The organism is Winslowiella toletana (assembly GCF_032164335.1).
GTDB classification, from domain to species: Bacteria; Pseudomonadota; Gammaproteobacteria; order Enterobacterales; family Enterobacteriaceae; genus Erwinia; species Erwinia toletana_A.
In genome coordinates, this window is the sequence record NZ_CP134152.1 from 460562 (window position 1) to 487445 (window position 26884).

Sequence of the window (26884 nt, forward strand, 5' to 3'; positions counted from 1 at the left end):
CTCTTACTCTAATAGGGTGGATGCGTCGTCAGGCTGCGGGGCCGGGCGACCAAACAAGTTGCCGATCAAAAATGCGATCAGGCTCAGCAGCAGGGCAGGAACAATCGGATGAAAGCCCAGCAGCTGAATATCTAAACTGGCTAATAGCGTATAGACAGCGGCACCGACCAGCATCCCGCTCAGTGCACCTGCCGCATTGGCTTTCTCCCAGTACAGCCCCAGCACCAGCGGCCAGAGGAAGACGGCTTCGAGACCACCAAAGGCCAGCAGATTAAGCCAGATGATCATATCGGGTGGATTCCACGCCGCCAGCAATAATAATAACCCAAGCACCAGCGTTATCATGCCGGACATGCGTTTCAGCAGCGGTTCATTAGTTAGCTGATGTGGACGCAGGCGCAGATAGAGATCTTTCACGATCGTTGCAGAGGATTGCAGCAGTTGGGCGTTGATCGTTGACATGATCGCTGCCATCGGCGCAGCAAGAAAGATCCCGGCGGCGAACGGCGGCAGTACGGTGATCATCAGCGTCGGGATCACCTGATCGGGTATTTTCAGATCCGGTATCACCGCGCGGCCAAGCACTCCCGCCAGATGCATGCCAGACATCAGAATCATCACCACAATGGTGCCGATAATAATGCCACGATGCACCGCTTTGCTGTCTTTATACGAGATGCAGCGTACCGCAGTATGCGGCAGGCCAATCACGCCAAAGCATACCAGTACTGAGAATGACGCGAGGAAGGTCGGGCTGATAATCTGATCGACACCCTGCGGGGTCAGCAGCTGCGGATCGATTTTCTGCAGCTTATCAATCGCCGCGTGCATGCCGCCCGCCGCGTGAATCACGGCAAACAGCAACAGGAAAGTCCCTGCCAGCATCACCAGCCCCTGCATTGCATCATTCAGCACGCTGGCGCGGAAGCCGCCAAATGCGGTATACAGCGCGATAGTCAGGCCGAATATCAGCAGACCGCTGTCGTAAGGAATGCCGGCGGCGGTTTCCAGCAGGCGAGCGCCGCCGATAAACTGCACCGTCATCGCCCCGATAAACGCCACTAACAAACTCAGGCTGGCGAACCAAACCAGCAGCGTGCTGCCATAGCGGGCGTACAGCATGTCATTCAGCGTCACCGCATTGTAGCGTCGCGCCAGAATAGCGAACTTTTTGCCCAGCACGCCCAGTGACAGCCAGACCGCCGGTACCTGCACCATCGCCAGCAGCACCCATCCCAGACCATATTTATAGGCGGCACCCGGGCCACCGATAAACGAGCTGGCGCTGATATAGGTGGTGGTAAGCGTCATGGCTAATACGAAACCGCCCATTGAGCGGCTGCCGAGAAAGTATTCGTTAAGGAAGTTGCCTTCATAGCGTTTGCGCACCGCATACACCGATAACCCGGCGACCAGCAGCAAATAGCCCAGTAGTGGCAGAAGCACTTCAATTTGCACGATCGTCCTCCAGCGGAATATCGCGGAAAACCACGCGAATCATCAACCAGCAGAGAAAAATAAACAGTAGCGGCACAAACAGGCAGGAGAGTTCAAACCAGCGCGGCAGCCCGGTAAAACCAATCTCATTGCCAGCCAGCCAGGCGCTTAGTGCCCAGGCGGCAAGATAGGCGACTGCCAAAGCAAACGACCAGCGCGCTTCTTTATGCGCCTGCACAAAACGTGCATCCATAAGTCAACCTCAACTGATAATTCAGCAAAAAATCCGCAAGAAAAAGGCCGGTTAAACCGGCCTTTACGACAAACTGGCGATATCAGAACGGTTAGTCCTGCAGGCCGAGTTTTTTCTCCAGATAGTGGATATTGGTGCCACCCTGCTGGAAGTTTTCGTCGGACATGATTTTCATCTGCAGTTCGACGTTAGTTTTAATGCCGTCGATAATCAGCTCAGCCAGCGCATTCTTCATGCGCGCAATCGCCACGTCACGGTTTTCGCCGTAAGTGATCAGCTTACCAATCATTGAGTCATAATACGGCGGTACGGTATAACCGGCGTAAATATGCGATTCCCAGCGCACACCAAAACCACCTGGTGCGTGGAAGCGGGTAATTTTACCCGGGCTCGGCAGGAAGGAGTTTGGATCTTCGGCGTTGATACGGCATTCCACCGCATGACCGCGAATAACCACTTCTTCTTGCTTGATTGACAGCGGCTGGCCAGCAGCAATACGCAGCTGCTCTTTGATCAGGTCAACGCCGGTAATCATTTCGGTAACCGGATGTTCAACCTGAATACGGGTGTTCATTTCGATGAAATAGAACTCGCCGTTTTCATACAGGAACTCGAAAGTCCCCGCACCGCGATAGCCGATTTCGATACAGGCTTTCGCACAACGATCGCCGATAAAACGACGCATTTCGCTGGTGATGCCTGGTGCTGGTGCTTCTTCAACCACTTTCTGGTGACGACGCTGCATTGAGCAGTCACGTTCACCCAGATAGATCGCATTACCCTGGCCGTCGGCCAGAACCTGGATCTCAATGTGGCGAGGATTCTCCAGATACTTCTCCATATAGACCATATCGTTGTTGAAAGCGGCTTTCGCTTCCGCACGGGTCATATTAATGGATTGTTCCAGATCTTTTTCCTGACGCACAACGCGCATACCACGACCACCGCCGCCGCCAGAAGCTTTGATGATGACCGGATAACCGATGCGCTTACCGAAGGCACGGTTTTTTTCCATGTCGTCACCCAGCGGGCCGTCAGACCCAGGTACGCACGGAACACCGGCTTTCTTCATCGCATTGATCGCCGAAACTTTATCACCCATCAGGCGAATAGTGTCAGCTTTCGGGCCGATAAAGATAAAGCCAGAACGCTCAACCTGCTCAGCAAAGTCAGCGTTCTCGGACAGGAAGCCATAGCCTGGGTGAATCGCTACCGCGCCGGTAATTTCAGCGGCAGAGATTAGCGCAGGAATGTTCAGATAGCTTTTGACCGACTGGGCCGGACCGATACACACGGTTTCGTCGGCCAGCAGGACGTGTTTCAGATCGCGGTCCGCGCTGGAGTGCACAGCCACAGTCTTGATGCCAAGTTCTTTACAGGCACGCAGAATGCGCAGCGCGATCTCACCACGGTTTGCAATTACAATTTTATCCAGCATGGTTCGCCTCGTTATTCGATGACTACCAGCGGCTCGTCAAACTCAACTGGCTGACCGCTTTCGACCAGAATCGCTTTAACAACGCCGGATTTATCGGCTTCGATCTGGTTCATCATTTTCATCGCTTCAACGATGCACAGGGTATCGCCTGCATTCACTTTCTGGCCCACTTCCACAAACGCTTTTGCGTCCGGGCTTGGCGTGCGGTAGAAAGTACCGACCATTGGGGAACGTACGATATGGCCACTGATCTCAGCGCTTGCCGGCGCTTCCATTACCGGAGTGGTAGCTGGTGCTACTGCATTAGCCAGAGCTGGCTGCTGTTGCATAGCCGGTAATGCGTAAGCCTGCTGCATCATTGGGTAGCCCATGTTTGCAGGGGAGCGGCTGATACGAACTGACTCTTCACCTTCAGAGATTTCAAGTTCAGCGATGCCTGATTCTTCAACCAGTTCGATCAGTTTTTTAATCTTACGAATATCCATGAGTTTGGTTCCGTACTCTGTTTAATTAGAATGTGACAGGCGTTTTACTGCCGTTTGTAAAGCCCAGGAATAACCGTCGACGCCAAGTCCACAGATCACGCCCGCAGAAATATCAGAGAGATATGAATGATGGCGAAAAGGCTCGCGGGCATGCACATTGGAGAGATGCACTTCGATAAACGGAATGCTCACTGCCAACAACGCGTCGCGAATAGCCACGCTGGTATGGGTGAATGCCGCCGGGTTAATGACGATATAATCGACATTGCCTTTTGCCTGATGAATGCGATCAATCAACGCATGTTCAGCATTTGACTGGAGATGGCTGAGTTTTACCTGCAGCGCGTCAGCTTGCGAGGTCAGGTCACTGACAATCTCGGCTAATGTGGTCTTACCGTATTTTTCAGGCTCTCGCGTGCCCAGCAAATTGAGGTTGGGACCGTTCAAAAGCAGAATATGAAAGTTGACTGCCATCTTGCTGCTATCTCCTGCAATAATTGAGGCAACGCGTAAAATACCTTGTGAAAAACCATTTGTCACCCTTCAGGATGAAAATTGGCGCCACATTGCCTGCAAAGGCGGGCATTATATCGATTTCGTTGCAATTAGCAGCTAAATACTGGTCTTATCAGCGAAGATTATCAACCGCGAGCCGATGATGGCTGGCGGTTGTCTGCAGGATATGCGGGCTGGAACACATTATCTGGGGCTATTTGGAAAACCACTTAGCAAACTTCTTGTAACGCCATGCCAGCAAGATCGCTGCAATAATGGCGTAAATTACCGGCTGTGGCGACAAAATCTTCACCGACCAAAGATAGTGAATCGGTGTGAGGATCGCCACCAGATAGACGAAATTATGCAAAGTCTGCCAGCGACGGCCAAGAGCGCGCTGGGCTTTCTGAAATGAAGTCAGTGCCAGTGCCAGCAGCAGCAGCCAGCTGATCATCCCCAGTAGCAGATAAGGGCGGGTAACCACTTCCTGACCGAGCAGTCGCAGATTGCTGATCCCCAGCTCCAGCAGTGAATAACTGATCAGATGAAGCGTGGCCCAGGCAAAACACCATAAACCGAGCAGTCGGCGGGTGCGAATCAGCAGCGGCTGCCTGGCGTAGCGCGCCAGCGGGGTGACCACCAGCGTCGCCAGCAGCAGTTTCAGCGCCATTCGGCCGGTAAAATGCTGAATATCTTTCGCCGGATCGGCGCTGAACCACCCCTGATCGACAGAAAGGATCAACCACAGCAGCGGCAAAAAAGCCGCCAGGTGCAGCAGCACCTTCAGCGCGGTAATCTGTTTTAGTGTCAGGCGCACTCAGTAATTCTCCCGCAAATCCAGCCCGCGATACAGTGAGGCCACCTGTTCGGCATAGCCGTTAAACAGCAGGGTTGGCTGACGCTTTACGTCCAGAATGCCGCCAGAACCGATAAAACGCTCGGTAGCCTGCGACCAGCGCGGATGGTCAACATGAGGATTCACGTTGGCATAGAAGCCGTATTCTTCCGGACCTGCCAGGTTCCAGGTGGTCGGTGGGCGATCGCGGGTCAGGCTAATATGCACAATTGATTTGATATTTTTGAAGCCATATTTCCACGGCACCGTCAGGCGGATGGGCGCGCCATTTTGTGGGGGTAATGCTTTACCGTACACGCCGGTGGTTAACAGCGTCAGCGGGTTCATTGCTTCATCCAGCCGCAGCCCTTCAACATACGGATATTTCAGGCCGCCGCCAATAAAACGGTCCTGCTGGCCGGGCATTTGGTCCGGTGCATACACCGTCTGAAAAGCGACAAAGCGCGCATTGCTGGTGGGCTCGGCGGCTTTCAGCAACTTGCCCAGCTCAAAGCCTACCCACGGCACCACCATTGACCAGGCTTCAACGCAGCGCATGCGGTAGATTCGCTGCTCAAGCGGAAAACGCTTAAAGATGTCATCCATATCCAGCGTCATTGGCTTGCCAACTTCACCGTCGATACGGATTTTCCAGTCGGTGGTTTTTAACGAACCGGCATTCGCCGCCGGGTCGGCCTTATCAAGGCCAAACTCATAATAGTTGTTATAGCCGGTAACTTTATCTTCCGGCGTTAAGGTTAAATCGGCCTGCCAGGCGGCAGGTTTGGTGAAATCGAGTGGTTTACCGGAAGGTGCAGCAGGGCGGTCATTGCCTTTAAACCACGACAGCAGGTCGGCACGCGCGGTAACCGGCAGCGTCATGGCGGCGGCGCTGAGACCGAGTGTTTTTATAATATCGCGGCGGCGCTGGTTAAATACGCTTTCCGGCGTAACGTCGGCTTCAGTCAGTTTATTCACAGGCTTCATCAGAACGCCCTCATGGCAGGAGAAGAGACTGCAATCAGCATGGTGCAAGCTGGCTTAACTGGCGAGTTTTTGCCGGAAAATATGAAATTTCCTGGACGCGTTCCCTCGCGTCCTGTGCCGGTTACGCGATTTTGACCAGCGTACGACCGGTAACATCATTATTAAGCAGTCGCGCTGCCGCGTCGGCCGCGTCGGCCAGCGGTACTTCGCGGGTCGCCTGCTGATAAAACGATGCAGGCAGGATCTTCGGTAAACGTTTCCAGGCTTCACTGCGGCGTGCAGCGGGTGTCATTACTGAATCCACGCCTTGCAGGCGCACATTGCGCAGAATAAACGGCATTACCGTGGTCGGCAGCGAAAAACCACCAGCCAGACCGCAGGCGGCGACGGTGCTGTTATAGTTCATTTGCGCCAGTACGCTGGCCAGCACCCGATCGCCGGCGGTATCAATCGCTCCTGCCCAGCGCTGTTTTTCCAGTGGGCGCGTCTCGCCGCTAAATGCGCTACGCGGCAGAATCTCGCTGGCACCCAACTGGCGCAGATAATCGTGCGTGCTTTCGCGACCGCTTACCGCCACCACGCGGTAGCCCAGCGCGCTGAGCAGAGCGATTGCAGTACTGCCCACGCCGCCGCTGGCACCGGTTACCAGCACCTCTCCGCTATCCGCCGTCACGCCACCTTCTTCCAGCGCCATTACGCACAGCATGGCGGTAAAACCGGCGGTACCGATAATCATCGCCCTGCGCGCGTCCAGTCCTTCCGGCATCGCTACCAGCCAGTCGCCGTTTACCCGCGCCTGCTCTGCCAGACCACCCCAGTGCTGTTCACCGACGCCCCAGCCGGTCAGCAGTACTGCCTGGCCAGTATGAAAACGCGGATCTTCGCTGTGATGGACGGTGCCGGCGAAATCAATACCCGGCACCATCGGGAAATTGCGGATTATCTTTCCTTTACCGGTGATCGCCAGCGCATCTTTATAATTAATACCAGACCAACTGATATCCACTGTGACATTGCCTGGCGGCAATAAATCACGGGAGACCGTTTTTACGGTGGCGAGGGTTTTCCCCTCGGATTGTTCTAATAGCAATGCTTGCATAAGAATCTCCTGAAATAATCCGTCAATCTGCTGAAAATGTAGTTGCTATAACTATACTCGCCAAAAATAGGCGTAAACTGCGGCGGCGCAAACAAAAGCGCATTCGGTTATGTTATTTTCTACCATTAAGCTGATTCTGATGACTCAGCGCGGCTCTTTTTCACTGTTATTAACCTCAGATCGCCTCTCGCTTGGTTAATGGCGTTGTTTATCACCGCAGTTAAAAGGCACAAGGATGCGATTAACCACCAAACTATCTGCGTTTATCACTTTGCTCAGTGCATTGGCAATGTTGCTGATGTTAGTGGGCTGTGCGTTCAGTTTCTTCTATCTCAGCTATCAGAAAGTCGAGCAGCGGGTTCAGACTATCGCCACCGAAATCGATCAGTCGCTGATGTACAGCACGGCAGCGGAACTGGAACCCTGGCTGCGCAAAATGATGCCGCCGCTCAACATTGAACGTATCGAGATTCACGATAACCTCCACACTCTGCTGTCACTCAACCGCCATCAAAATGCACTTATCGAAGATGAGCCTAACCGCTTCAGCCAGTCGGAAATCACGCTGATTAAGCATCCGGAAATGAGGGTACGTATCCTCTGGCTCGATCCGGCCAATACCTGGTTCCGTTCATTTATTGGTACTTCAACGGTGATCGCGGTGGTCAGCGTGGTCATTATTATGATGATGATTCTGCTGCTCTCTCACCGCTGGCTCTACCGCCAGTTGAAAGGGATGGAGAGCCTCGAGTCACGCGCGCAAAGAGTGATCCTCGGCGAGCGCGCCAGTATTGAGCGCGGTTCGGTGCATGAATGGCCGCCCAAAGCCAGCGGCGCTATCGATCTGTTACTCAACGATCTGCAGGAAGCCGGTGAACAGCATATCCGCGTTGATACGCTGATCCGCGCCTTTGCCGCCCAGGATGCCAAAACCGGACTGCATAATCGGCTGTTTTTTGATAATCAGCTCGCCACCCTGTTGGAAGATGCGGAGGACGTTGGCGCGCATGGGGTGGTCATGATGATCCGCCTGCCAGATTTAGACACCCTGCGCGAACACAATGTGCAGAACACCCGTCAGGACTATCTGTTCGATCTGGTCAATATGCTGTCGACCTTTGTGATGCGCTATCCAGGCGCGCTGTTGGCGCGCTATTTTCGCAGTGACTTTGCGGTGTTATTACCGCACCGCACCTTAAAGGATGCCGACAGCATCGCCAGCCAGCTAATTAAGGCAGTGGATTCGCTGCCGCCGATGCGCATGCTGGATCGTAACGATATGATCCACATCGGTATCAGCGCCTGGCGCAGCGGCCAAAGCACCCAACAGGTCATGGAGAATGTTGAGCTGGCGACGCGTCACGCCACGCTGTTGGGCGGCAACAACTGGTCGGTTGGTGAGGGGAATACCAGTGAGATGGGGCGTGGCAGTGTTAAATGGCGCACGCTGCTGGAACATACGCTCAACCTCGGTGGGCCACGGCTGTACCAGAAACCGGCGGTAACCCGCGAAGGTAATGTCCATCATCGGGAAATGCTGACGCGCATCTTTGATGGTGAGAAAGAGCTGCTGCCTGCTGAGTATATGCAGCCGGTTCAACAAATGGGGCTGGCAGAGAGCTACGACCGTTTGCTGGTCACACGGATTATCACGTTACTGAGCGTCTGGCCGGAAGAAACGCTGGCGATGCCAGTCACCGTCGACGCGTTATTGCAGCGTACTTTCCAGCGCTGGCTGCGTGATAGCCTGCTGCAATGCACTAAATTGCAAAGAAAACGTATTTTATTTGAACTTGCAGAAGCGGATGTGTGTCAACACATCAATCGACTACAGCCAGTTTTCCAGTTACTTGAAGGATTTGGCTGTCGGATTGCCGTCAACCAGGCAGGATTAACCATGGTGAGTACCGCGTATCTTAAACAGGTCAAGGTGGAAATTATTAAGCTTCACCCTGGGCTGGTACGCGATATTGAACGTCGTACTGAGAATCAGCTGTTTGTACAAAGTTTGATCGAGGTATGCAAGGTGACACCGACGCGTGTTTTCGCCGCAGGTGTCAGAACACGATCCGAGTGGCAGACGTTGTCGGAGCTGGGCGTAGCAGGCGGTCAGGGTGACTTTTTTGCCGCCTCTCAGCCGGTTAACAGCAACGTAAAAAAATATTCGCAAAGATATCGAGTTTAGTCTGCCGTTAACCTCGATTTCACGTAGAATAGCCGCGCGGTTGTGGTTCGAGGCGGCTTCGTCGGTGAACCGATGAAACCTAAAAATGTTAAATTTTATGTATGTTATGTCCGCTTGCCAGCCATAATTTTGAAAGCACAGTGCCTGATTTCAGGGCTACGGTTGTAATGTCGCTATTGCGGTTATGTCATGAGCAAGAAATTGCCTGACTTTTCACCGAATCAGAACGCTCTGGCGCCTTGTAGCTGCCTCGTGTGGTTGGTAAAGTAAGCGGATTTTATTTTCCGCCCCCAGCTTGCAGGATTATCCTTTAGTATGTTTAAAAAATTTCGTGGCATGTTTTCCAACGACTTGTCCATCGACCTGGGTACCGCCAATACCCTTATTTATGTGAAAGGACAGGGCATCGTTCTGAATGAGCCTTCGGTCGTTGCTATTCGTCAGGATCGCGCTGGCTCCCCAAAGAGCGTAGCGGCTGTCGGTCATGACGCAAAACAGATGCTGGGCCGTACGCCGGGTAACATCGCCGCAATTCGCCCAATGAAAGACGGCGTAATCGCTGACTTCTTCGTGACCGAGAAAATGCTGCAGCATTTTATCAAGCAGGTTCACAGCAACAGTTTTATGCGCCCCAGCCCACGTGTGCTGGTGTGTGTGCCGGTCGGCGCAACGCAGGTTGAACGCCGTGCCATCCGCGAATCTGCTCAGGGAGCAGGTGCTCGCGAAGTATTCCTGATTGAAGAGCCAATGGCTGCGGCTATCGGTGCCGGATTACCTGTTTCTGAAGCGACCGGTTCTATGGTCGTGGATATCGGTGGTGGTACTACCGAAGTTGCCGTTATCTCGTTGAATGGTGTGGTTTACTCCTCTTCTGTTCGTATCGGCGGTGACCGTTTCGACGAGGCCATCATTAATTATGTGCGTCGTAACTACGGTTCACTGATTGGTGAAGCGACGGCTGAACGTATCAAGCACGGCATTGGCTCGGCTTATCCGGGTGATGAAGTGATTGAAATTGAAGTTCGTGGGCGTAACCTGGCTGAGGGTGTGCCACGTGGCTTTACGCTCAACTCCAACGAAATTCTTGAAGCGCTGCAGGAGCCGTTAACCGGCATCGTCAGTGCGGTAATGGTTGCACTGGAACAGTGCCCGCCGGAGCTGGCTTCCGACATTTCCGAGCGCGGTATGGTGCTCACCGGAGGTGGCGCACTGCTGCGCAACCTCGATCGTCTGCTGATGGAAGAAACCGGTATTCCGGTTGTTGTCGCAGAAGATCCACTGACCTGCGTCGCGCGCGGCGGTGGTAAAGCGCTGGAAATGATCGACATGCATGGCGGCGATTTGTTCAGCGAAGAATAATCTGCCAGGGGAGTGGTGGTCAGGCCATCACTCCCTTTTCTTGATGTCGAGGAATACGCTGCGTTTATGAAGCCGATTTTCAGCAGGGGTCCATCCCTGCAGCTGCGCCTTTTTTTGGCGGTTATCGTGGCAATTGGAGTTATCGTTGCCGACAGTCGAGTGGGGGCTTTTACCCAGATTCGCACCTATATGGACACTGCTGTCAGTCCATTCTATTTTCTGGCCAATGGGCCACGTCAAATTCTGGACAACGTTTCTGAAACGTTGGCCTCCCGCCAGCAATTAGAGCTGGAAAATAAAGCGTTGCATCGCGAACTCTTCCTGAAAAACAGTGAGCTGCTGATGCTGGGCCAGTTTAAGCAGGAGAACGCGCGCCTGCGTGAGCTGCTTGGCTCGCCACTGCGTCAGGATGAACATAAGATGGTCACTCAGGTGATCTCTGCCGGAACCGATCCTTATACCGATCAGATGGTGATCGACAAAGGCAGCATCAACGGTGTTTATGAAGGTCAGCCGGTAATCAGTGATAAAGGCGTTGTCGGGCAGGTGGTTGCCGTTGGCAAAGTCACCAGTCGGGTGCTGCTGATTTGTGATGCCTCACATGCGCTGCCAATTCAGGTATTACGCAATGATATTCGCGTGATTGCCGCCGGTAATGGTTGTACTGAAGATCTGCAGCTGGAACATCTGCCGGGTAATACCGATATCCGCGTGGGCGATGTGCTGGTCACCTCAGGGCTGGGCGGCCGCTTCCCGGAAGGTTATCCGGTTGGCGTTGTGTCCTCGGTCAAAGTGGATACCCAGCGTGCTTACACCGTGATTCAGGCGCGTCCGACGGCCGGCTTGCAGCGGTTACGTTATCTGCTGCTGCTGTGGGGCGCGGATACGCGTGGTGATATGCCAATGGCACCGGATGAAGTTCATCGCGTTGCTAACGAGCGCCTGATGCAGATGATGCCGCAGGTGCTGCCGCCTGCCAGTGCGATGGGGCCACCGGCACCCGCCGCGCTGACCACGCCGCCAGCGGCCACTGCACCCTCGACCAACAGCCAACAACCTGCCGCCAGCGGCAGCGGACGTAACCCACCCGTCAGCCGTGGAGGTCAGCCTTGAGTAGCTATCGCAGCCATGGTCGTTGGGTTATCTGGCTCTCCTTTTTGGTTGCGCTGGTGCTGCAAATTATGCCCTGGCCGGATCAGTTCTATATGTTCCGGCCATCATGGCTGCTGCTGATTCTGATTTACTGGGTGCTGGCGCTGCCGCATCGGGTTAATGTCGGCAGCGGATTTTTGATGGGGGGCATCATGGACCTCATCTCCGGTTCCACACTGGGCGTGCGTGCGCTGGCGCTAAGTATTATCGCCTATCTGGTGGCGTTTAAATTCCAGCTGTTCCGCAACCTGGCATTGTGGCAGCAAGCATTAATGGTTATGGTTCTGTCGCTGGCAATGGATGTCATTGTTTTCTGGGCTGAATTCTTAGTAATTAATGTCTCATTCCGACCAGAAATTTTCTGGAGCAGTGTAGTCGACGGTATTCTCTGGCCCTGGCTATTCTTATTGATGAGAAAGATCCGCCGTCAATTCGCTGTTCAATAAGGACAACTATGCTATCTCTGTATCTTGCTTCCGGTTCACCGCGCCGACGTGAACTGTTGACGCAGCTTGGCTTGCGTTTTGAACGGCTGGCGACTGAAGTTGAAGAGCAGCGTGGTGACGGCGAAGCTGCCGCGCACTATGTGCTGCGCCTGGCGCGCGATAAAGCGCTGGCTGGTGTGGCGGTTGCTGCGCTGGATTTGCCGGTGCTCGGAGCAGATACTATCGTAGTGCTCGACGGTGAAGTGCTGGAAAAACCCCGGGATCAACAGCATGCCCGCGAAATGCTGGCGAAACTTTCCGGTGCCACCCATCAGGTGATGACCGCCGTGGCGCTGGCCGACTCGCAGCAGGTGCTTGATTGTCTGGTGACCACTGACGTCACTTTCCGCATCTTATCAGCGGAGGATATTGCCAGCTATGTCGCCAGCGGCGAGCCGATGGATAAAGCCGGAGCCTATGGTATTCAGGGGCTTGGCGGTAACTTTGTCAGAAAAATTAATGGCAGTTATCACGCAGTTGTCGGACTCCCTCTGGTTGAGACAGCAGAGCTGTTCAGCCACTTCCAGTCTCTGCGTGAACTGAGAGGACAACATGACGGCTGAATTGCTGGTTAACGTTACGCCATCGGAAACGCGGGTTGCGTACATCGATGGTGGAATTCTGCAAGAGATTCATATTGAGCGCGAAGCGCGTCGCGGCATTGTCGGAAATATTTATAAAGGTCGCGTCAGCCGGGTGTTACCGGGTATGCAGGCGGCTTTTGTCGATATTGGGCTGGATAAAGCCGCATTTTTGCACGCCTCTGACATCATGCCGCATACCGAATGCGTCGCCGGTGAAGAGCAGAAGAACTTCAGCGTGCGTGATATCTCTGAGCTGGTGCGTCAGGGACAGGATCTGATGGTGCAAGTCGTAAAAGATCCGCTCGGCACCAAAGGCGCACGCTTGACTACCGATATTACTCTGCCGTCGCGCTACCTGGTGTTTATGCCCGGCGCTTCACATGTTGGCGTCTCACAGCGTATCGAAAGTGAAGCCGAACGCGATCGCCTGAAAGCGGTGGTATCGAGCTATTGCGATGAGCTGGGTGGTTATATTATTCGCACCGCTGCTGAAGGCGTCGGTGAGGATGAGCTGGCATCCGACGCGGCCTTTCTGAAGCGCTTATGGACGAAAGTCATCGAGCGTAAGAAGCGTAATCAGACGCGTTGCCGTCTGTATGGCGAAGTGGCGCTATCGCAACGCGTGCTGCGCGACTTTGCCGGGGCGGCGCTCGATCGGGTGCGCATTGATTCACGTCTGACCTTCGAACACCTGGTGGAATTCACCAGTGAATATATTCCGGAGATGACCGATAAGCTTGAGCTGTATACCGGCAAGCAGCCGATCTTCGATCTGTTTGATGTTGAAAACGAAATTCAGCGCTCGCTGGATCGTAAGGTGGAACTGAAGTCTGGTGGCTACCTGATTATCGATCAAACCGAAGCGATGACTACCGTCGATATCAATACCGGCGCGTTTGTCGGCCATCGTAATCTCGATGAAACTATCTTTAATACCAATATCGAAGCGACGCAGGCGATTGCCCGCCAGCTGCGGTTACGTAACCTGGGCGGCATTATTATTATCGACTTTATCGATATGAATAATGAGGAGCATCGCCGTCGGGTGCTGCACTCGCTTGAAACCGCGTTAAGTAAGGATCGGGTGAAAACCGGGATTAACGGTTTCTCACAGCTTGGTCTGGTGGAAATGACGCGTAAGCGGACCCGAGAAAGCATTGAGCACGTGCTGTGTCGCGACTGCCCGGTATGTAAAGGGCGCGGCACGTTAAAAACCGTCGAAACCGTCTGCTACGAAATTATGCGCGAGATTGTCCGGGTGCATCATGCATACGATTCCGATCGCTTCCTGGTGTATGTCTCACCGGCAGTAGGGGAAGCGTTAAAGAGTGAAGAGTCTCACGCGCTGGCGGAAGTGGAAATTTTCGTTGGTAAACAGGTCAAAGTCCAGGTCGAACCGCTCTATACTCAGGAGCAGTTTGACGTGGTGATGATGTAAAGGTTTATCCAACATTGCGGGTAAGCAAAATTGCCCGGCAGGTTATACAGATTTAAGACAAGGAGAGGTGTGTGAGGCAGTGGCCGAGGATCCTGTTATTAACAGGCGCAACAGTGATCGTCATCGTTGCGCTGCTGATCAGTGGCTTGCGATTAGTGATGCCGCATATGGACAGCTATCGTGCCTCGATCCTTAACACCCTCTCATCTGCCAGCGGTTTGCCGATTGACGCCAGCGCCTTGCACGGTAGCTGGCAAACCTTCGGCCCGACTCTTGAGGTCAGGGACGTCAGTATTGGCCTGAAAGATGGCGGAAAGCTGACTGTCGAGCGGCTCACCTTAGCGCTGGATGTCTGGCAATCGCTGCTGCATGCCCGCTGGCAGTTTCGCGATCTGACTTTCTGGCAGTTGCACTTCACCACCAACTCACCGCTGATGAGTAGCGACAGTAACAGCGGCAGTTTTAAAAGCGATAAAATCAGCGATCTGTTTTTGCGCCAGTTCGACCACTTTGATCTGCGCGACAGCAGCGTCAGTTTTCTGACGCCTTCCGGCCAGCGTGCGGAGCTGGCGATTCCACGGCTTACCTGGCTTAACGAACCCGCACGCCATCGTGCCGAGGGCGAAGTCAGCCTCTCCAGCCTGAATGGCCAGCATGGTGTGGTGCAGATACGGCTCGATCTCAACGATAATAATGGTTTACTCAATAACGGTCGCGTCTGGATGAAGGCCGATGATGTTGATGTTAAACCGTGGCTCGGTCAGTGGATGCGCGATAATACCAGTCTGGACAGCGCCCGCTTTAGCCTCGCGGCGTGGCTTAGCCTGAAACAGGGCGAAGTGTATGACGGTGATATCTGGCTGAAGCAGGGCGGCGCCAGCTGGCAGGGCGATCAACGCGAGCATCGTTTAGATGTCGATAATGTCACTGCGCATGTCACACGGGCTAACGGCGGCTGGGCGATTCAGCTGCCGGAAACCAACCTGCAAACTGACGGCGAAGCCTGGCCGAAAGGACAAATCTCGCTGTTCTGGCAGCCGGAAAGCGGTCTGCTGCCGGGGTCGGATCGCGGTGAAGAGCTGCGCGTGCGGGCAACCCATTTGGATATCAAATATCTCGACCCGCTGATCCCACTGTTTGCCCGATTATCTCCTCAGCTGCTGGATAACTGGCGCGCTATCCACCCGCGTGGGCAGATTGAGGCGCTGGCGGTGGATGTGCCGCTGCAACAGCCGGAACAGGCGCGTTTTCAGGCGCACTGGAAAAACCTGAGCTGGCAGCATTGGCGGCTATTGCCGGGAATGGAACATTTTAACGGTTCACTCTACGGAAGTGTGGCACATGGCAGGATACAACTGGATATCGCCGATGCCACGTTACCCTATGGGGATATGTTCCGCGCGCCACTGGAGATTCAGCAGGCTACCGGTGCTATTGACTGGCACTACAGCGACAGTGGCCTGAGCTTAAGCGGCAAAGATCTTGATGTAAAAGCGCGTTCACTGTGGGCGAAGGGCGATTTTAACTACAGTCAGCCGAAAGAACAGCCACCGCGTCTGGATATCCTCGCTGGCATTAATGTCACCGAAGCCAGCGATGCCTGGCGTTATTTCCCGGAACCCTTGATGGGCAAGTCGCTGACCGACTATCTGAGCGGGGCGATCAAAGGCGGTCAGGTGCAGAATGCGTCGCTGATTTTTGCCGGTAATCCTGCGAAGTTTCCGTTTAAGCATAATGACGGCATGTTTGAAGTCTGGGTGCCGCTGCGCAACGGTCACTACGAGTTTGAACCGGGCTGGCCGGCGCTGAATAATCTGGCTATCGACCTCGATTTCGTCAATGACGGGCTGTGGATGAATGCACCCGAGGCGATGTTGGGTAATGTGCACGGCAAAAATATTACTGCGGTGATCCCTGACTATCTGAAAGAGAAGCTGATCATTGATGGTGATATCAGCGGTTCCGGGCCGGATGTCCGTAACTATTTTAATCAGTCACCGCTGAAGCCATCGCTGGGTGCGGCGCTGGATGAACTGCAGATTGGCGGGGATGTAAGTGGTCGCTTACATCTCGATATCCCGCTTGATGGCGAAGAGGTGCGTGCCAGCGGTGAAGTGGCGCTGAATAACAATACGTTACTGATTAAGCCGCTGGAAAGTACTCTCAGTCAGCTGACCGGCCGCTTCAGCTATGACAACGGTAATCTGCAAAGTGATGAAATGAGCGCCAGCTGGTTTGGACAACCAATTGGTGTCAATTTTAATACCGTTGAAGGTGAGAAAGACTACCGGATTGGTGTCAATCTGAAAGGCGACTGGCAGCCGGCAAAAATCGATTTATTGCCAAAGCAGCTGGCGGGGCGACTGAAGGGCAGCGCAGCGTGGAACGGCAAAGTGGCAATTACCCTGCCGCACAGCGGTGATGCCAAATACGATATTACTCTCGACGGCGACCTGAAAAATGTAAGTAGTCACTTACCTTCTCCGCTGGATAAACCCGCCGGCAGCGCGTTACCACTTAAAGTAACAGCTAAAGGTAATCTGAACAGTTTCGAGCTGAGCGGTGCCTTGGGTGAAAGCCACAGGTTTAACAGCCGCTGGTTACTGGGCAAGCAATTACGCATTGATCGGGGTATCTGGGTCAACGACAGTAAAACCAAGCCAGCCTTACCGGCAACGTCTGGCATGGTTTTAAATCTGCCGCCGCTGGATGGTGAAGCCTGGCTCGGGTTGATGGCGGGCGGCGGCCAGGGGCAGGCGGGCAGTGGCTATCTGCCGGGAAATATTATTGTGCGCACGCCAGCACTGACGTTGGCGGGTCAGCAGTGGCGCGATCTGGATGCCAGCATCAACCAGACGGTTTCCGGTGACACGCAGGTCAAGGCAACCGGGCGCGAAATTCGCGGTTCACTGGACATCGCGCGTAACGCGCCGTGGCGCGTTCACCTCAACTATCTCTATTACAATCCAGAATTTGCCAGCAGCCACGATGGTAACTCTTCACCGCTGCCAGCCGACAGCAGCGCGATCGATTTCAGTCGCTGGCCCGCGCTGGCCGCGATGTGCGACGAGTGCTGGATCAGAGGACAGAAATTCGGTCGTATGCAGGCCACGCTGACGCCGAAAAATACCACTCTGACGCTGACTAACGGCTTGATTGACAGCGGCACTGCGCGGCTGACGGTCAATGGCGAATGGGTTAATCGCCCGGGCGAGCAGCGCACGTCATTAAAGGGCCGACTTAACGGACAAAATATTAGCGAAGCGGCCAACTGGTTTGGCGTAAGCACGCCGCTGCGCGACTCGCCGTTTAATATCGAATATGACCTGCACTGGCGTTCTGCGCCATGGCAGCCATCGGAACAGAGCCTGAGCGGCGTACTGAAGACACATTTAGGTAAGGGGCAAATTGCCGATGTGAGCACCGGCCGCGCCGGACAGCTGCTACGACTGGTCAGTTTCGATGCTCTGCTGCGCAAGATGCGCCTCGATTTTAGCGATACCTTCGGTCAGGGCTTCTGGTATGACTCGATTAACGGCACCGCGTGGATTGAAAATGGCGTGATGCGTACCGATAACCTGCTGGTGGATGGCCTTGAAGCGGACATTGCCATGCAGGGCAAGGTGGATTTAGTGAATCGCGAGATTGATATGCAAGCGGTGGTGGCTCCGGAAATTTCTGCCACTGTCGGTGTTGCTACCGCCTTTGTGATTAACCCAGTGGTGGGTGCGGCGGTATTTGCCGCCAGCAAGGCGCTCGCACCACTATGGAATAAGATTTCTGTCCTGCGTTATCACATCAGCGGGCCTATTGATAAGCCCGTCATCAACGAAGTGTTACGCAAGCCGCGTGAAAACAGCGCAAAGTGAATTTGACGGCGCTGGTGAATTGCCGCAGGCTATAACTATATTGTCACACAACAAGTGAGAAACGATGACTCTGAATCTGGTAAGTGAGCAGTTACTAACTGCTAACAACATTAATCATCAGGATCTATTCACCCTTTTAGGGCAGCTTTCAGAACGTCGACTGGATTACGCCGATCTCTATTTCCAATCCAGCTACCATGAATCCTGGGTGCTGGAAGATCGCATTATTAAAGATGGCTCTTACAACATCGATCAGGGCGTCGGCGTCCGGGCGATTAGCGGTGAGAAAACCGGCTTTGCTTATGCTGACCAGATCACCCTGAATGCGCTGACGCAGAGCGCCAATGCCGCGCGCAGTATCGTGCGTGAACAGGGTGACGGCAGAACCAAAACGCTGGGTGCGGTAGCCCATCGTTCGCTTTATCCGGCACTGGATCCGCTACAGAGCCTGTCACGGGAAGATAAAATTGCCCTGCTGCATCGCGTCGACAGCGCGGCGCGTGCCGCTGATAAGCGCGTGCAGGAAGTTACCGCCAGCCTGAGCGGCGTGTACGAACTGATCCTGGTGGCGGCCACTGACGGCACGCTGGCCACTGATATTCGCCCACTGGTCCGACTGTCTGTCAGCGTGCAGGTTGAAGATGATGGCAAGCGCGAGCGTGGTTCCGCTGGCGGCGGTGGTCGTAGCGGCTATGAATTCTTCCTCGCCGATGAAAATGGTGAAGTGCGTGCTGAAGCCTGGGCGCGTGAAGCGGTGCGCATGGCATTAGTCAATCTGTCTGCCATTGCTGCTCCGGCCGGCACTATCCCGGTAGTGCTGGGGGCTGGCTGGCCGGGCGTTCTGCTGCATGAAGCGGTAGGTCACGGTCTGGAAGGTGACTTCAACCGTCGTGGCACCTCGGTGTTTAGCGGCCAGATGGGGCAACTGGTGGCATCTGAACTTTGTACCGTGGTCGACGATGGCACCATTGACGGACTGCGCGGCTCACTGGCAATCGATGATGAAGGCGTACCGGGTCAGTACAATGTGCTGATTGAAAACGGCATTCTTAAAGGTTATATGCAGGATAAGCTTAATGCGCGTCTGATGGGCGTGCAGCCGACCGGAAATGGTCGCCGCGAATCCTATGCGCACCTGCCGATGCCGCGTATGACTAACACCTATATGCTGGCGGGGCAGTCGACGCCGCAGGATATTATCGAAAGCGTTGAGTATGGCCTGTATGCCCCGAACTTTGGCGGCGGCCAGGTGGATATCACTTCCGGTAAGTTTGTCTTCTCAACTTCCGAAGCCTATCTGATTGAGAAAGGTAAAGTGACTAAGCCTGTGAAAGGCGCGACGCTGATCGGTTCCGGTATTGAAGCGATGCAGCAAATTTCGATGGTGGGGAATGACCTGGCGCTGGATAAAGGAGTCGGCGTTTGCGGTAAAGAAGGGCAAAGCCTGCCGGTAGGCGTTGGCCAGCCAACTCTGAAGCTGGACAAACTGACGGTCGGCGGTACTGCCTGATCACTGCTGCAGGGCGGCGATTTCGCCGCCCTGCAGCAGATTACTGCTTGCGGTGTTCCTGATAAAGCGTGCCCACCTGCTCAAAATATTCCGTCAGATAATTAATACACACCTGTACTTTCAGCGGTAACTTATCTTTCTGGGTATACACCGCATACACTGGCCGTGGGTCAGACTGATACTGGCTAAACAGAATTTCCACTTCTCCGGCATTAATCTCATCAATCACCCACATTAATGGTACATAGGCGATACCAGCGCCGGATTTCAGCCAGCGCGTCAGTGTTTGCGAATCATTGGTGACAAAGCGTCCCTGTGGCGACAAACGAATAGCGGTGCCTTCCGGCGCGATCAGCTCAAAATCATTATCCGGACGTACGCTGTACTCCAGCCAGGAAAAATGGCCGATATCGCCGGGCTTTTCCGGCGCGCCATGCTGAGCAAGAAAGCTCTTTGCTGCGCACACCACCATCGGCATCGAACCCAGGCGTTTTGAGAACAGGCTGGAGTCCTGCAGCGCACCCACGCGGATCACCAGGTCGAGGCCGTCGGCAATCAGATCCGGAGCCGGAATGCCGGTGACCAGATTGACCGTCAGGCCGGGATATTCACGCAGCATTTCTGCGGTCATGGTGGCGAGGACATTCTGCGCCATGGTCGATGAACTGCCAATTCTCAGGGTGCCAGTCGGGGTGTTGTTAAAGGCATACAGTTGTTCATGCACTTCCTGTGCCTCAGACAACATGCGGCGGCAGCCCTGAAAATAAATTTTTCCGGCTTCAGTCAGGCCGATGCTGCGGGTACTGCGGTTCAGTAGTTTAACCTGCAGTACATCTTCCAGTTTTGCCACGATCTGGCTGACGGAAGAGACGCTCATCTGCAACTGACGCGCCGCAGCGGTAAACGAACCCAATTCAACCACTTTGGCAAAAACCGACATGCCTTTTAGTCTTTCCATTATTCACTCTGGCTTAAAAGTGATTTAGATCACAATATGTAGAAAACATATAGTCATGCGCGTTACTATATGGCTGCCGGGTCACCGTCTGGTTACTCACCCCCTTGCCAATATTGCTTAATGCTAATCTATCATTAAGCTACGGTTCTGATTTTCGTCTGACAGTTTACCTGTCGCCCGACCATCATCAACCTGTAACGCGTAGTCCACCTGAAATATTGGCGGTGCACCATTTTGGCGAAACGGACTCACCCGGCACTGTATGTAAAAGGATAAGAGATGAGTGTGCTTCCGGTTATTGTCGTATTCGGGCTTTCGTTTCCGCCCATATTCTTTGAGATTATAGTGGCGCTGATGCTGTTCTGGCTGGTGCGTCGCGTGCTGATGCCCACTGGAATCTATGATTTAGTCTGGCATCCGGCACTGTTTAATACAGCGCTGTTTTGCTGCCTGTTTTATCTGGTATCCCGTTTGTTCGTCTGAGGTCATAGTGAAAGCTCTAATAAGAAAAATCGCCCGTTATGCGATCACCATTTTGCTGGTTATCATCGCTGTCCTGGTCATCTTCCGCGCCTGGGTGTTTTACACCGAATCGCCATGGACGCGAGACGCTAAATTTACCGCTGATGTGGTGGCCATTGCGCCTGACGTCACCGGTCTGATTACCGATGTGCGCGTGTATGACAACCAGTTGGTTAAGCAAGGTGATGTGCTGTTCACCATTGATATGCCACGTTTTCAGAAAGCACTGGATGAGTCCGAAGCGGATGTCGCCTACTATCAGGCGCTGGTCAATGAGAAACGCCGTGAAGCCGGACGCCGCAACAAGCTGGGCGTATCGGCGATGTCACGCGAAGCGATTGAGCAATCCAACAACGATCTGCAGACCAGCGAGCATCAGCTGGCTAAGGCACAGGCCACGCGCGATCTGGCGCGGCTGGATCTGGATCGTACCGTAATCCGTGCGCCAGCCGATGGCTGGGTCACCAACCTTAATGTGTACCGCGGTGAATTTATTACCCGTGGGTCAACGGCGGTCGCGCTGGTTAAGCAGAACAGTTTCTACATTCTGGCTTATATGGAAGAGACCAAGCTGGAAGGCGTGCGTCCGGGCTATCGCGTTGAAATTACGCCGCTGGGCAGCAGTAAAGTATTGCGTGGCACCGTCGACAGCGTTGCTGCAGGTGTGACCAACAGCAGCAGTACCGTTGACAGTAAAGGGATGGCGACCATCGACTCCAACCTGGAGTGGGTGCGACTGGCACAGCGTGTTCCGGTTAAAATCCGTCTCGATAACCAGCCTGGTAACCTTTACCCATCAGGCACCACTGCCACTGTGGTGGTAACCGGCGCAACAGATCGGAAAAACGAGCAACTACCGCCGCTGGCCAGGTTTTTGCAACGCTTGCGTGAGTTCGGCTAAGCGGAGGCAATATGCAAGGTTTTACCTTAGAGCGGATGCGTTTTCCGCTCAAACTAACCTTCGCGGTGGTGATGGCGCTGTTTATCGGCTTTCATTTTAACCTCGAAACGCCACGCTGGGCGGTCATGACTGCCGGTATCGTCGCCGGTGGTACTGCGTTTGCCGCCGGTGGCGATCCGTTCTCCGGCGCGTTACGTCATCGTGGTCTGTTGCGCATCATCGGCACCTTTATTGGCTGTATCGCTGCGCTGGTGATTATGATCAGTACCATCCGCGCACCGGCACTTATGCTGATGCTGTGCTGCTTATGGGCGGGTATCTGCGTCTGGTTGTCGTCGCTGATTAAAGTTGAAAACTCCTATGCCTTGGGGCTGGCCGGCTATACCGCGCTGATTATCATCGTCAGTGTTGACGCCCAGCCCAATGGTTCGGTGCTGCTGGCACCACAGTTCGCCATTGAGCGCTGCAGTGAGATTGTTATCGGCATCGTCTGTGCGATCGTCGCCGATCTGCTGTTTTCTCCGCGATCGATCAAAAGTAATATCGATCGTGAAATCGACTCTTTGCTGATCGATCACTACAAACTGCTGCAACTCTGTATCGCTCATGCTGACAAAGAAGAAGTGGATAAATCCTGGGCGGACCTGGTGCGCCGTACCAATGCGCTGAACGGCATGCGCAGCCTGCTGATGATGGAGTCGGCGCGCTGGCAGAATGTTAACCGACGGCTGATTGCGCTCCATACTCTATCGCTGAAGATGATCACCCAAGCGGCAGAAACCTTTCTTATTCAGAACAGCCGACCGGAATACCTGCCGCCGCAGTATAAAATACTGTTTGAAAAACAGGTTAATAGCGTCAGTGATGTCCATAAGCGCATGAAGCTGATGCGCCGGGTGATCACGGCCAGCAGCAGTAAGCAGACGCCAATTACCGTCGCCAGCTGGGTGGGCAATGCCACGCGTTATCTGCTGTTGCTGAAAGGTATTCAGGGTAATTGTCGAATTAGCGGCACCGAAGAGGCGATCCTCGACGATGAAGTGGTGATCAAAGCCAAATCCGCTGAAAGTCGTCACGCGATAATTAACGGTGTTCGTACCTTTGTCGCGACGGCAGCAGGCTCGCTGTTCTGGCTGTATACCGGCTGGACTTCAGGCAGTGGCTGCATGGTGATGCTGGCGGTGATTACCGCGCTGGCGATGCGGATGCCGAACCCGTTGATGATGGCCAAGGATTTTCTTTACGGCATGATTGTGGCGATCCCAATTGGTGCCTTCTACTTCATGTTTATCCTGCCCGCCACGCAGCAGAGCTTGCTGTTACTGCTAATCGCGATTGGTGCGCTGGCGTTTATTGCCGGAATCTTTATCCAACGGCGGCAGCTGGGCACTCTCGGCGCGTTTATCGGCACGCTGAATGTTCTGGTACTGGATAATCCGATGACGTTTCATATCAGCACCTTTATCGACGGAGCTTTAGGCCAGTGCATTGGCGCTTTTGTCGCGACGATGGTCATTCTGTTGATTCGCGATACCTCTAAGGCGCGCATTGCCCGCACGCTGCTTAACCGCTTTATGTATGCGGCGGTATCGGCGATGACCACCAATCAGGCGCGTCGTCGCGAAAACCATCTGCCAGCGCTGTATCAGCAGCTGTTTATGCTGTTAAACATGTTCCCCGGTGATATCGATAAATACCGCCTGGCGCTGACGCTGATTATCGGCCATCAGCGCTTACGTAACGCGGATATTCCGGTCAATGCCGAACTGTCAGCGTTCCACAAGCAGCTGCGCTACACCGCTGACCGGGTGATCTCTGCACACAGTGATGACAAGCGACGTTACTACTTTCAGCGTCTGCTGCGTGAGTTTGATGAGTATCAGGAAAAGCTGGTGGTTTATGATGCGCCGCTCAGCGTCACCGAGCCGGTTAAACGCCTGGCCGATATGCTTAACAAATATCAGAACACGCTGATTTCCGTGTAAATCTTTGTCGGTGCCTGCGGGCACCGCTTATGCCCGCTTACACTTCTTCTGCCAGCACACCGCTGTCGAACAAAATCCCCTGAGTTTTGCCAACTATACTGAGTCATCAGGATGGCAAATCTAACAGGAGAACCCATGTCTTATTCATTCCTTACAGATAACGATCTTTTCCAGACTGGCTACCTGGCAGATGGCCAGTGGCACTCGCTGAGCGCCAGCTTTGATGTGCTCAACCCGGCGACCGGCGAAATCATTGCCAGTGTGGCAAAGGCCGGGAAAAGTGAAACTGAACAGGCGATTGCCGCCGCGCAGCGGGCATTTCCCGGCTGGCGGGCGAAAACCGCTAAACAGCGCGCTGAAATCCTTTACCGCTGGTATCAGCTGATGATTGAGCATAAAAGCTGGCTGGGCAAACTGATGACCGCTGAACAGGGTAAGCCGCTGAAAGAAGCCGAGGGTGAAGTGGAGTATGCCGCCAGCTTTATTCAGTGGTTTGCCGAGCAGGCGAAGCGTGCAAATGGTGAGATCATCCCTCCTGCTAAGCCCGGCTCAAGGATTTACGCTACCCGCGAGCCGATTGGCGTAGTGGCAGCCATTACGCCCTGGAACTTTCCGATGGCGATGCTGACGCGCAAGCTTGGCCCGGCTCTGGCTGCAGGCTGTACCGGCATTATCAAACCGGCCAACAACACGCCGCTATCGGCGTTTGCTCTGCTGGCGCTGGCAAAAAAAGCCGGCGTACCGGACGGCGTGCTGAATGCGGTAGCCGGTGATACTCAGGCGATCAGCGATGCGATTATGGCCAGTAAAGCGGTGCGGAAAATCTCTTTCACCGGTTCCACTCAGGTTGGCAAACTGCTGATGCGTAATGCTGCCGAAACCATGAAAAAAGTGTCGATGGAGCTGGGAGGCAACGCGCCTTACATCGTGTTTGATGATGCTGATATTGATGCGGCAGTGAAGGGGGCGATAGCGAATAAATTCCGTAACGCCGGACAAGTGTGCGTCAGCGTTAACCGTTTCTACATACACAGCTCGGTTTACGATCGCTTTGTTAACCAACTGGCAGACGAAGTGAAGACGCTTAAAGTGGGTAATGGCGTGGATGACGGCGTGATCGTCGGGCCGCTGATTGAAAAATCGGCGCTGGAGAAAGTGGAAGAGCACGTAAAAGACGCGGTAGCTCAGGGAGGACGCATTGTCGCCGGTGGCGCTCGCCACCCGTTGGGTGGAAACTTCTGGCAACCGACGGTGATTGCCGATGCTCACGAAGGCATGAAGCTGGCGCAAGAGGAGACCTTCGGTCCGGTGGCCGCCTGCTTCCGCTTTGATGATGAAGAGGATGTGATTCGTCGTGCCAATGACACCGAATTTGGTCTTGCGGCCTACTTCTACACCCAGAACCTGCAACGCGTCTTCCGCGTTTCGGCGGCGCTGGAAAGCGGTATGGTCGGAGTGAATGAGTGTGCGGTTTCCACTGAGCTGGCACCGTTCGGCGGCGTGAAAGAGTCCGGCCTTGGCCGTGAAGGATCGGTGCTGGGTTTAGAGGAGTTTCTTGAGGTGAAGGCCCTGCATCTCGGTGGGTTGTAATGATTCGGGCGGCGAATGCTGCCCGGTTTATTTTTACGGAGCGGCCAGCATGAAGAAAGAGAGCTTTGATTTTAACCAGATCGTCGATCAGGCCCATTTTTATCGACAGTTCAGCGAGCGCTTTGCGCTGGCGGAAGGGGTAATTATCGACCTGGACAGTCTCTGGGATGCGGTGACCGCTTCTCTGCTGCCGCTACCGCTGGAGATCGAGTTTGTGCATCTGGGTTCGGGGCAGAAACGGCGCTACGGCGCATTAATATTGCTGTTTGACGAAGCTGAAGAGGAGCTTGAGGGTAAGCTCCGCTTCAACGTTCGGTAGGATATCGGATCGGTTAAATATTGCAGTGGCAAAAAAGAGCCCCGGCGTGCGGGGCCAAAGGGTTCGTCAGGTCGACGAGGAATTACTGATAACACTTAGCTGTGACATGTCCGTTTACTTCACCGCGAATTAAAATCTCGCGTCAGACACACTCACCTTATTCATTCCAGCAACCTACGGATTTCAGGTCTTCAGCGCAGCGGCCAGGCGCTTAGTCAGCGCCCGTGCGGGCGAATTATTTATAAATTTCAGCAGTTGCGTGATAGTTGCCGTTGTTATACGCCTCAATCACCCGATAAGAGCTGGCGCCCTGCTGATTGGCTTTCTCTGACAGCGCATCACGGATAGTCATGGGTGAACTGTCCAGTCCGCTGACGGTAATAGTGCCCATTGACTGCAGGTTCTGGCTGGTAGCCTGTTGCTCGGTGACCAGGTCAGCTGCGGCAGCAGAAAAAGAGAGAACGGAAGCCAGACCGAGTGCAGCGATAGCGATAGTGGTTTTCATGATACTTACTCCAGAAATATGTTGTTCAGAGCAACCGAAAGGTGTGTACAGCTATTTTTATACTTGGGGTTGCCGTCGTTATGTACGGGGTACTGCAAATGCGCTTATTTATACAGTTCAGCGGTAGCGTGGTAGTTACCGTTGTTGTAGGCCTCAATCACGCGGTAAGCGCTGGCGCCTTGTTTATCGGCTTTTTGTACCAGAGCCTGATGGATATCCATTGGTGAACCGGCGATGCCGCTTACGGTAATGGTGCCAACAGACTGCAGATTTTGCGCCTGTTCTGCGGTGACGGATTCAGCTGCAAAAGCGCCGAATGACAGGGCAGAAAGGATGCCAAGAGTCGCGATAGTAGTTTTAACGTTCATATTTATTTCCTCGTCGTCAATTTTTATCTTTTTAATTAGTGTGATTGTCATCACGAAAATAAGTATAGATCTAATCACGTAGGAAATTAATACCTAGCTAATAATATTTTAGTGGGATGCTTTGC

At 53.9% G+C, this 26884-nt stretch carries 24 protein-coding genes; 13 read left to right on the plus strand and 11 right to left on the minus strand.

Annotated features, from left to right (window positions below):
- Nucleotides 1-3 precede the first annotated feature (3 nt).
- The 8 genes from panF to acuI all read right to left on the minus strand — a co-directional run bounded on the left by panF (nt 4) and on the right by acuI (nt 7029).
- Entirely contained in the window at nt 4-1458 is a 1455-nt protein-coding gene (panF, locus tag RIN69_RS02225; protein ID WP_313855280.1) for a sodium/pantothenate symporter, read from the minus strand.
- A complete protein-coding gene (locus RIN69_RS02230; RefSeq protein ID WP_313855282.1) occupies nt 1448-1690 on the minus strand; it encodes a YhdT family protein in 243 nt (80 codons plus the stop codon). The genes panF and RIN69_RS02230 overlap by 11 nt, the downstream gene beginning before the upstream one ends.
- Nucleotides 1691-1781: 91 nt before the next feature.
- A complete protein-coding gene (gene accC / locus RIN69_RS02235) occupies nt 1782-3128 on the minus strand; it encodes an acetyl-CoA carboxylase biotin carboxylase subunit (RefSeq protein ID WP_313855283.1) in 1347 nt (448 codons plus the stop codon).
- 11 nt (nt 3129-3139) lie between these two features.
- Nucleotides 3140-3613, minus strand: coding sequence for an acetyl-CoA carboxylase biotin carboxyl carrier protein (gene accB, locus RIN69_RS02240; RefSeq protein WP_313855284.1), 474 nt, complete (start codon nt 3611-3613; stop codon nt 3140-3142).
- Between the two features lie 21 nt (nt 3614-3634).
- On the minus strand, nt 3635-4087 hold the full coding sequence (aroQ, locus tag RIN69_RS02245; protein ID WP_313857564.1) for a type II 3-dehydroquinate dehydratase: 453 nt from the start codon (nt 4085-4087) through the stop codon (nt 3635-3637).
- Nucleotides 4088-4322: 235 nt separating this feature from the next.
- Entirely contained in the window at nt 4323-4925 is a 603-nt protein-coding gene (msrQ, locus tag RIN69_RS02250; protein ID WP_313855285.1) for a protein-methionine-sulfoxide reductase heme-binding subunit MsrQ, read from the minus strand.
- The gene (gene msrP / locus RIN69_RS02255) at nt 4926-5930 is read right to left on the minus strand and encodes a protein-methionine-sulfoxide reductase catalytic subunit MsrP (RefSeq protein WP_313855286.1); all 1005 of its coding nucleotides are present in this window, start codon (nt 5928-5930) and stop codon (nt 4926-4928) included.
- Between the two features lie 121 nt (nt 5931-6051).
- Entirely contained in the window at nt 6052-7029 is a 978-nt protein-coding gene (gene acuI / locus RIN69_RS02260; RefSeq protein WP_313855288.1) for an acrylyl-CoA reductase (NADPH), read from the minus strand.
- Nucleotides 7030-7264: 235 nt separating this feature from the next.
- Here acuI and csrD point away from each other — a divergent pair, with 235 nt between their 5' ends.
- The 8 genes from csrD (at nt 7265) to tldD (ending at nt 19611) form a co-directional block, all read left to right on the plus strand.
- A complete protein-coding gene (csrD, locus tag RIN69_RS02265; RefSeq protein ID WP_313855289.1) occupies nt 7265-9214 on the plus strand; it encodes an RNase E specificity factor CsrD in 1950 nt (649 codons plus the stop codon).
- A 315-nt stretch (nt 9215-9529) separates the two neighbouring features.
- Nucleotides 9530-10573: a rod shape-determining protein MreB gene (gene mreB, locus RIN69_RS02270; RefSeq protein WP_052898226.1), complete on the plus strand. Its 1044-nt coding sequence runs from the start codon at nt 9530-9532 to the stop codon at nt 10571-10573.
- 66 nt (nt 10574-10639) lie between these two features.
- On the plus strand, nt 10640-11686 hold the full coding sequence (gene mreC / locus RIN69_RS02275) for a rod shape-determining protein MreC (RefSeq protein WP_313855291.1): 1047 nt from the start codon (nt 10640-10642) through the stop codon (nt 11684-11686).
- Entirely contained in the window at nt 11683-12171 is a 489-nt protein-coding gene (gene mreD / locus RIN69_RS02280) for a rod shape-determining protein MreD (RefSeq protein WP_313855292.1), read from the plus strand. The genes mreC and mreD overlap by 4 nt, the downstream gene beginning before the upstream one ends.
- Before the next feature lie 8 nt (nt 12172-12179).
- Nucleotides 12180-12773 carry a Maf family protein gene (locus RIN69_RS02285; protein ID WP_313855293.1) on the plus strand — a complete coding sequence of 198 codons (594 nt, stop codon included), beginning with the start codon at nt 12180-12182 and terminating at the stop codon, nt 12771-12773.
- Nucleotides 12763-14232: a ribonuclease G gene (gene rng / locus RIN69_RS02290; protein ID WP_313855294.1), complete on the plus strand. Its 1470-nt coding sequence runs from the start codon at nt 12763-12765 to the stop codon at nt 14230-14232. Before RIN69_RS02285 ends, rng begins: the two co-directional genes overlap by 11 nt.
- Nucleotides 14233-14303: 71 nt before the next feature.
- Nucleotides 14304-18101 (plus strand): AsmA2 domain-containing protein YhdP, encoded by a 3798-nt coding sequence (gene yhdP, locus RIN69_RS02295; protein WP_313855295.1) that lies wholly within the window; start codon nt 14304-14306, stop codon nt 18099-18101.
- Nucleotides 18102-18165: 64 nt separating this feature from the next.
- Complete coding sequence (gene tldD / locus RIN69_RS02300; protein WP_313855296.1) at nt 18166-19611, plus strand: metalloprotease TldD; 1446 nt, start codon at nt 18166-18168, stop codon at nt 19609-19611.
- 40 nt (nt 19612-19651) lie between these two features.
- Here the strand turns inward: tldD and aaeR are convergent, their stop codons facing one another.
- A complete protein-coding gene (gene aaeR, locus RIN69_RS02305; protein WP_313855297.1) occupies nt 19652-20569 on the minus strand; it encodes an HTH-type transcriptional activator AaeR in 918 nt (305 codons plus the stop codon).
- 279 nt (nt 20570-20848) lie between these two features.
- Between aaeR and aaeX the strand changes: the two genes are divergently transcribed.
- From aaeX to RIN69_RS02330, 5 genes are all read left to right on the plus strand, one after another.
- A complete protein-coding gene (gene aaeX / locus RIN69_RS02310; protein ID WP_052898234.1) occupies nt 20849-21052 on the plus strand; it encodes a p-hydroxybenzoic acid efflux pump operon protein AaeX in 204 nt (67 codons plus the stop codon).
- 7 nt (nt 21053-21059) lie between these two features.
- Entirely contained in the window at nt 21060-21992 is a 933-nt protein-coding gene (gene aaeA / locus RIN69_RS02315) for a p-hydroxybenzoic acid efflux pump subunit AaeA (protein ID WP_313855299.1), read from the plus strand.
- A gap of 11 nt (nt 21993-22003) precedes the next feature.
- The gene (gene aaeB, locus RIN69_RS02320; RefSeq protein WP_313855300.1) at nt 22004-23977 is read left to right on the plus strand and encodes a p-hydroxybenzoic acid efflux pump subunit AaeB; all 1974 of its coding nucleotides are present in this window, start codon (nt 22004-22006) and stop codon (nt 23975-23977) included.
- A 135-nt stretch (nt 23978-24112) separates the two neighbouring features.
- Nucleotides 24113-25567, plus strand: coding sequence for an NAD-dependent succinate-semialdehyde dehydrogenase (locus RIN69_RS02325; protein WP_313855301.1), 1455 nt, complete (start codon nt 24113-24115; stop codon nt 25565-25567).
- 49 nt (nt 25568-25616) lie between these two features.
- Complete coding sequence (locus RIN69_RS02330) at nt 25617-25886, plus strand: barstar family protein (RefSeq protein WP_313855302.1); 270 nt, start codon at nt 25617-25619, stop codon at nt 25884-25886.
- A 235-nt stretch (nt 25887-26121) separates the two neighbouring features.
- On the opposite strand, the gene yhcN (RIN69_RS02335) is transcribed toward RIN69_RS02330, so the two are convergent.
- Nucleotides 26122-26391 carry a peroxide/acid stress response protein YhcN gene (gene yhcN, locus RIN69_RS02335; protein WP_313855303.1) on the minus strand — a complete coding sequence of 90 codons (270 nt, stop codon included), beginning with the start codon at nt 26389-26391 and terminating at the stop codon, nt 26122-26124.
- A 104-nt stretch (nt 26392-26495) separates the two neighbouring features.
- Complete coding sequence (yhcN, locus tag RIN69_RS02340; RefSeq protein ID WP_313855304.1) at nt 26496-26759, minus strand: peroxide/acid stress response protein YhcN; 264 nt, start codon at nt 26757-26759, stop codon at nt 26496-26498.
- Between the last annotated feature and the right edge of the window lie 125 nt (nt 26760-26884).